General features: G+C 41.4%; 10 protein-coding genes. 6 read left to right on the top strand and 4 right to left on the bottom strand.

Annotated features, from left to right (window positions below; genetic code table 11):
- Nucleotides 1–183: 183 nt before the first annotated feature.
- The 3 genes from EWV84_RS20350 to EWV84_RS20340 are packed head-to-tail and all read right to left on the bottom strand — an operon-like array spanning nt 184 to nt 2,629.
- Complete coding sequence (locus tag EWV84_RS20350) at nt 184–1,086, bottom strand: ADP-ribosylglycohydrolase family protein (RefSeq protein ID WP_287079687.1); 903 nt, start codon at nt 1,084–1,086, stop codon at nt 184–186.
- 8 nt (nt 1,087–1,094) lie between these two features.
- Nucleotides 1,095–1,856 carry a helix-turn-helix domain-containing protein gene (locus EWV84_RS20345; protein WP_286824413.1) on the bottom strand — a complete coding sequence of 254 codons (762 nt, stop codon included), beginning with the start codon at nt 1,854–1,856 and terminating at the stop codon, nt 1,095–1,097.
- Nucleotides 1,857–1,882: 26 nt separating this feature from the next.
- Nucleotides 1,883–2,629, bottom strand: coding sequence for a pseudouridine synthase (locus tag EWV84_RS20340; RefSeq protein WP_286824414.1), 747 nt, complete (start codon nt 2,627–2,629; stop codon nt 1,883–1,885).
- Between the two features lie 484 nt (nt 2,630–3,113).
- Between EWV84_RS20340 and EWV84_RS20335 the strand changes: the two genes are divergently transcribed.
- The 6 genes from EWV84_RS20335 to tumE all read left to right on the top strand — a co-directional run bounded on the left by EWV84_RS20335 (nt 3,114) and on the right by tumE (nt 5,015).
- Nucleotides 3,114–3,365, top strand: coding sequence for a hypothetical protein (locus EWV84_RS20335; RefSeq protein WP_158199940.1), 252 nt, complete (start codon nt 3,114–3,116; stop codon nt 3,363–3,365).
- Nucleotides 3,366–3,373: 8 nt separating this feature from the next.
- A complete protein-coding gene (locus tag EWV84_RS20330) occupies nt 3,374–3,805 on the top strand; it encodes a type II toxin-antitoxin system VapC family toxin (RefSeq protein ID WP_287079684.1) in 432 nt (143 codons plus the stop codon).
- A gap of 223 nt (nt 3,806–4,028) precedes the next feature.
- Complete coding sequence (locus EWV84_RS20325; RefSeq protein ID WP_287079683.1) at nt 4,029–4,229, top strand: hypothetical protein; 201 nt, start codon at nt 4,029–4,031, stop codon at nt 4,227–4,229.
- Nucleotides 4,216–4,362, top strand: a complete 147-nt coding sequence (locus tag EWV84_RS20320; RefSeq protein WP_271973334.1) for a PIN domain-containing protein — start codon at nt 4,216–4,218, stop codon at nt 4,360–4,362. The genes EWV84_RS20325 and EWV84_RS20320 overlap by 14 nt, the downstream gene beginning before the upstream one ends.
- A gap of 48 nt (nt 4,363–4,410) precedes the next feature.
- Nucleotides 4,411–4,641 (top strand): antitoxin TumA, encoded by a 231-nt coding sequence (tumA, locus tag EWV84_RS20315; RefSeq protein WP_271973332.1) that lies wholly within the window; start codon nt 4,411–4,413, stop codon nt 4,639–4,641.
- Between the two features lie 104 nt (nt 4,642–4,745).
- On the top strand, nt 4,746–5,015 hold the full coding sequence (gene tumE, locus EWV84_RS20310) for a toxin TumE (protein ID WP_353806946.1): 270 nt from the start codon (nt 4,746–4,748) through the stop codon (nt 5,013–5,015).
- A gap of 122 nt (nt 5,016–5,137) precedes the next feature.
- On the opposite strand, the gene EWV84_RS20305 is transcribed toward tumE, so the two are convergent.
- A partial coding sequence (locus EWV84_RS20305; RefSeq protein ID WP_287079682.1) for a WD40 repeat domain-containing protein occupies nt 5,138–5,840 on the bottom strand: 703 nt, incomplete at its 5' end.

The raw sequence follows: 5,840 nt of genomic DNA, 5'->3' as shown, positions 1-5,840 counted from the left end.
AGAAAAGACTTCAAATTCGGCCTTGAACGAGTAAAACTTTCTAGGAAATAAGGTTGAACATGAGATTTTTTCGACTTGTTCAAGGTGGCCGGAGGGCATTCGGACACTGAAAACGGACGTGGAGAAAGTGTCAGACTTAAGCAATTAAGCGTTTTTCGGTGAAGCGTCAACCCCGTTCAGCGACTACCCTAAAAAAGTGGCGTGGTGAGGAATCGCCGTCCGTTTTACGGCGGCGAGGATGTCAATTTGAGAGACCAATTTTAAGCTGGGACGGGGTTGGATTGTTCCCCCGTAAGCGACGGCAGTGTCAGGAGATAGGACAAGATGAGGAGATATACCCAGGGAAATTCGATAGATTTCCCCAGCTTTATCCATTAATTGCTGTTTAACTGGCTCTTTAGGCAAATTTTGCCGCCAAGCTAGGGGAATACCCTCGATACCGTTGTACAATCCCGCCCAAATTCCCGCTAAAGTGGTGGTTAATTGCCGTTGATAGGGACTAGAATTAGCGCGACGCACGCTAACGGCGAAATCCTCGGTCGTTTGCAGAAAGGTATAGAGAGAAGCTGCGATCGCAATTCCTAAAGGTGAGATATCTTTCGCCCAAGCCGATAAAATGAACTCTAAGGGATGATTTTGCCCTAAAGCTGACTGAATCTGCTCTAATAGCTTATTCTTGGGCTTAATAGTTAGTAATTGCCCCATTAACTGATTTAAAGGCTTTTTCCCCTGTAATAACAGACCTACTGCCTCTCCCCAAATTATCGCTTCTTGTTGGGTTAACTCGGAAATTAACCCCTTTTTCAGCCAAAAATTTAATCTAGCTTGCCAACGTTCCCCATGGTCAGGCCAGGTTAAAATCTCCGGCAACAGCACAAATAATAACGCCGATTCCGACTCTTGCTTGGCTGCGATCGCAATCTGCAAGTCTTCCTTAGATTGCAGAGCTTGCAAAAGCAGGGTCGTCCTTGGCGTAGCCTCATAGTTAAAGGCTGGTATTAAGGGCTGATTATGCAAGGATTCCCCAATATATGCCCCGATTAACCCTCCCTGAAGGCGATCGAGGGGTGAAAAAACCTTTTGCATAAATTAGCTCAATTTGCCCGGTAGGTGACTTCCTCGACTTTGCCCGGTTGTCCCAGTTGTTTAGCATTGGCATTATTAACAGCAACGTAAACCCCGCCGGCATTACCCGCCCTCACGGTTAATTCTCGGTTTGCTTGCCAAGTGCGATGGGTTCCTTGGGGCAGCACACCCTCAAATTCTGTCTTGCCATCCACCACCACCCGCAGCCAGCAGTCATCCTCCAGTTTTACCCCCACCACCAGCTGCTGATTATTGCTGGTTTTGTTGGCTACCGGTTGAAGGGGATTGCTTTTCGGTTGGACAATTTGCTGTTGTGGCAAGGAAGGCGGCGGTAAGCGATTCGATTGCAGTACCGATTTTTGCAGGACGTGGGATAGGGTTTGTACGGAACCAATAACTAAGATTAAATAAAGAAAATAGAGATGAATCGGGCGAATTTGAAGACGCGGCAGCGATAAAGACGGTTTTGTTCCCCTAAAAAAGTTATTTACCTTGGTGGGAAAACGTCGGCTAATCGTCTCACCATCCAAGGCGAGACTATCAGCAAATTGCTTGATTAACCAACGAATATAAATCGGCTCGGGCAATGCTTCCAAATCCCCCGCTTCCAGCGCTTCTAGGCGATGGCGCGGGATTAAGGTTTTCTGGGCAATTTCTTCGAGGGAAAGGGACTGTTCTAGGCGATTTTTTTGCAAATAAACGCCGATTTCCAGTAATTTGGTTCGCTGTTTATGCTGGGGATCGAGTTGTGATTGGAGAAGGCGAAACATATCGCTATTAGGGGCTGACTTTCAGCTTAGTTAATCTGGCTTGTTAAATATTTCAGTTCATCAAGGGTTAAAAAACGGTAATGACCCAAGGGTAAGGGGGAATTATTACCAGAGTTTAGTTGAATACGACCGATGGCACTGCGATGAAGTTTCAGGACGTGATAACCTAATTCTTCGGCTACACAGCGAATCTGCCGATTTCTTCCCTCCACTAAAATAACTTCTAGTAGGGTTTTTTGGTCGGTTTGCTTGAGTATCTCAACCTGTGCGGGTAAGGTTTTTTTTCCCTCTAAGAGGATACCTTCTCGCCAACGCTGGAGCGCAAGTCTATCAATCGCACCATCTAGCCAAACCCGATAGGTTTTGGGCAAATGATAACGGGGATGGGTGAGGGTGAGGGTGAGTTGACCGTCGTTGGTGAGGAGTAAAGCCCCAGTGGTGTTAATGTCCAACCTTCCTACGGGATGTAACCCTGTCTCGCTGGCGAGGGAGTCGGGCAAAAGGTCAATTACCGTCGGCCGGTTTTGTGGATCCTTACAGGTAGAAACCACACCAATGGGTTTGTTGATCAGTATATACAATCTTTGGGGACGATTGGCCGGTTCAATTTTTTTTCCGTCTATCTCTAGGTGATCTTTTTCGGGGTCGGCTTTTTCTCCTAACTGCACGATTTTGCCATTCCGTCTCACTCGTCCGGCCACGATCATCTCCTCCGCCCTTCTTCGGGAGGCAATTCCCCACTGGGCAAGGATTTTCTGGACTCTCTCCGCCATTTTTTTTTAGTTTTTAACCCTTTCTCTCTCCTATTATAGGCATCCTAAAAGGGTTTTTTCGCCCAAAAAGTGAAGAAAAACCGAATATCTCCGGCTGCCTCTTTGATTTTTTTTTTCTGAAAACTTCTCAAAAAAAAAGGAGTGATCCCTTGACTTGGGCGGCGGCTTCGGTTATACTTTTCTTATAATGGGAATCTGTCTGTCTTTTGTGGAGTGCCACCACTCGATTATATATAAAGTCTTATAAAAATATTATCGCAAAAAGCCGTGAAAAAAGCAAGCAAAATTTTGCCGACAATTGTTAAAAAAGTCGGGCTAATTTTCCTTACACGGGTTATTTCTCGGTTATCCAAGCGGTAAACTTTGATTGGGGATGAATTGGGGACGTAAGCGACGGAGTTTGCGTCTCTTTGTTATAATTCAAAGGCTAGGCTATAATAACTCTTCATAAACACCGATAATTTTGGTCAAAGATGTAAAAAAAATGAATATTCAACTCGTGGAATCTCTAGTTAATGCAATTAAATCCTTGTCCCTAGAAGAACAGGAATTGTTAGGAAAAAAACTCAAAGATCACCCCTCTTGGGAAATTGCATTAGAACGAATTGACGCAACTCGAAAAGCCATTTATGAACGTCGTCAGGGAAACCCATTTGAAACCGATGTTACTGAAATTATTCATCAAATGAGAGAAGAAAGAGATCGGCAATTGATGGAAGAAATTGTGAGTGAATAGAGAAAATAATGACTAATACATTTATCTGTGTTGATTCTAGTTTTATAGTTCATTTAACAACGGTTGAACCTTCTGTAACAATGTATAGTCAACTCTGGCAAAAATGGATGACCGAGGAAAATTTAGTGATTGCGCCAACTTTATTATGTTACGAAGTCACTAACGTATTTCATCGTCTGAAAAAAGCTGGTCAAATTTTGGAGACAGAAGCGCAAACCCTCCTTACAGAAGTCTTAGATTTACCCATTCAGTTTCATGGAGATATTTACCTCCATTACCAAGCAATAGAAATTTCGCAAACCTTGAATCTTCCTGCTACTTATGATGCCCATTATCTAGTATTAGCTCAACGATTTCAAGCAAATTTATACACCAGCGATAAACGCTTATTTAACAGCGTTAAATCTTCTCTAAGTTGGGTTCATTTGGTTGAAGTGTAGATTTTTATTTCTCTCTCAATAGCTTTAGTTTTATTTAACCTGACAATTCAAGTCAGTATCGGTGATATTCGTACCAATACAGATGGTTTAATCATTGCTACATCTTCCTCTGTCTGCTCTAGATAAACACCGATAATTTTGGTCAAAGATGTAAAAAAGGAAGATCATTATTGTGAGAGGGTGTAATTAGTATAATTAAAGTAAAAATCATTCCAAGGTAGCCATGATTAAAAATATTAATGTAACTGGACTTAAACCTGAACAAATTCAGCAGATACAGGTACTTATTGCCGCATTTAAAGCTCAAAATCAACTCAATAAAGGTGAAACTGAAATTGATATGATTGAATACCTGTTGGAAAATCCTATAGAGGTTGATAATTTAGAATTTATGAAACGAGAAGAAATTTATGACAGAACTTAAAAATCATAGTTGTTTTGTTGATTCTAATATTTGGCTTTATGCTTTTTCCACTGATAAAAAAGAAGAAACTAAAAGAATAATTGGTGCGTTACGCTATCGCGCTTCGCACCCGACGATTTATGTTTTTGTTTGAGCGCGAACGTTTATAATCAAAATATCATTATTTTGGAGTAAAAGAAAAATGCGTAAACAGACCATTCAATATACATCATCTTTAGATGCTTTGATTGCTGTTGCCAAGCGACTTAGCGTCTATGAGAACCAACATAAAATGGATTCCGAAGATTTTTATAAAGAATACAATCAGGGAATATTGTCAGATGATATAATATTTATAGAATGGGCAAACGATTATCGTCATTACCTTGCTTTGCGTCAAGAATTAGAACAAAGATTAAATCATGATGCTTAAACTTTTATCTGATTAACTCAATCAAGTAGAGCAAGCAATTGTGCAGTGTGAAAATGCTTATGTAGAATGTTATCAAGAAGAAATACTGACATCACAAAGAGCTAATTATAAGAATTAGGTTACGTTTCAAGCGAACCCATTTATTAGAAATAAACGAAGCTATAGTAATCACAGACAATTACTTAGAATTCCTAGATTATCGTTACCATTTACAAGATGAAAAAAACAACCTAGTTTTTCGTTATGATAGTACCCCTCACTTTCCCAATCTCTCTACTTTTCCCCATCACAAGCATTTACCAAACGATGTAATTAGTTGTCACAAACCCGAAATTAATCAAGTCTTAAAAGAAGCAACAGAGTTATTGAGGTAAATAAAACGTTTTTAATGCGATCGCCACTCTTGTAGGGTGCGTGTTTGTGGCGATAATCTCTGAAAAAAAACCTAAATTAAGAATCGGCTGTAACAGAGCAACTTTATTATTAAATTGGTGGGCTAATTCTTTGTACCAATCCCATCACACAAATGCCTATCTTCCTCCCTGACATTAATATTATTCTGCAAATAAACCCGCACCCAAGCGCAACTACGTCCCATTAAATCACTTAAGCCCCAGTCTGTCCCAAGATTCCAGAGTTTGATAGTCTTGTCAGCACTACCGCTCACCAAAGTCTTGCCGTCGGGACTAAAATTAACGCTATTGACATAGAAATCATGCCCCTTGAGGGTGCGGATTTCTTGGCCTGTTTCTACATTCCAGAGTTTGATAGTGTAGTCCCAACTACCGCTCACCAAAGTCTTGCCGTCGGGACTAAAATTAACGCTATTGACAGAGTTATCATGCCCCTTGAGGGTGCGGATTTCTTGGCCTGTTTCTACATTCCAGAGTTTGATAGTCTTGTCATCACTACCGCTCACCAATGTCTTGCCGTCGGGACTAAAATTAACGCTTAAGACAGAGCTATCATGCCCTTTGAGGGTGCGGATTTCTTGGCCTGTTTCTACATTCCAGAGTTTGATAGTCTTGTCCCAACTACCGCTCACCAAAGTCTTGCCGTCGGGACTAAAATTAACGCTCCAGACAGAGCTATCATGCCCTTTGAGGGTGCGGATTTCTTGGCCTGTTTCTACATTCCAGAGTTTGATAGTCTTGTCATCACTACCGCTCACCAAAGTCTTGCCGTCGGGACTAAAATTA

The sequence above is a fragment of the Microcystis sp. M_QC_C_20170808_M3Col genome, assembly GCF_007095505.1.
Classification (GTDB): Bacteria; Cyanobacteriota; Cyanobacteriia; order Cyanobacteriales; family Microcystaceae; genus Microcystis.
Note: the sequence above shows the minus strand (reverse complement) of the source record. Positions and strands in the feature narration are given on the sequence as shown.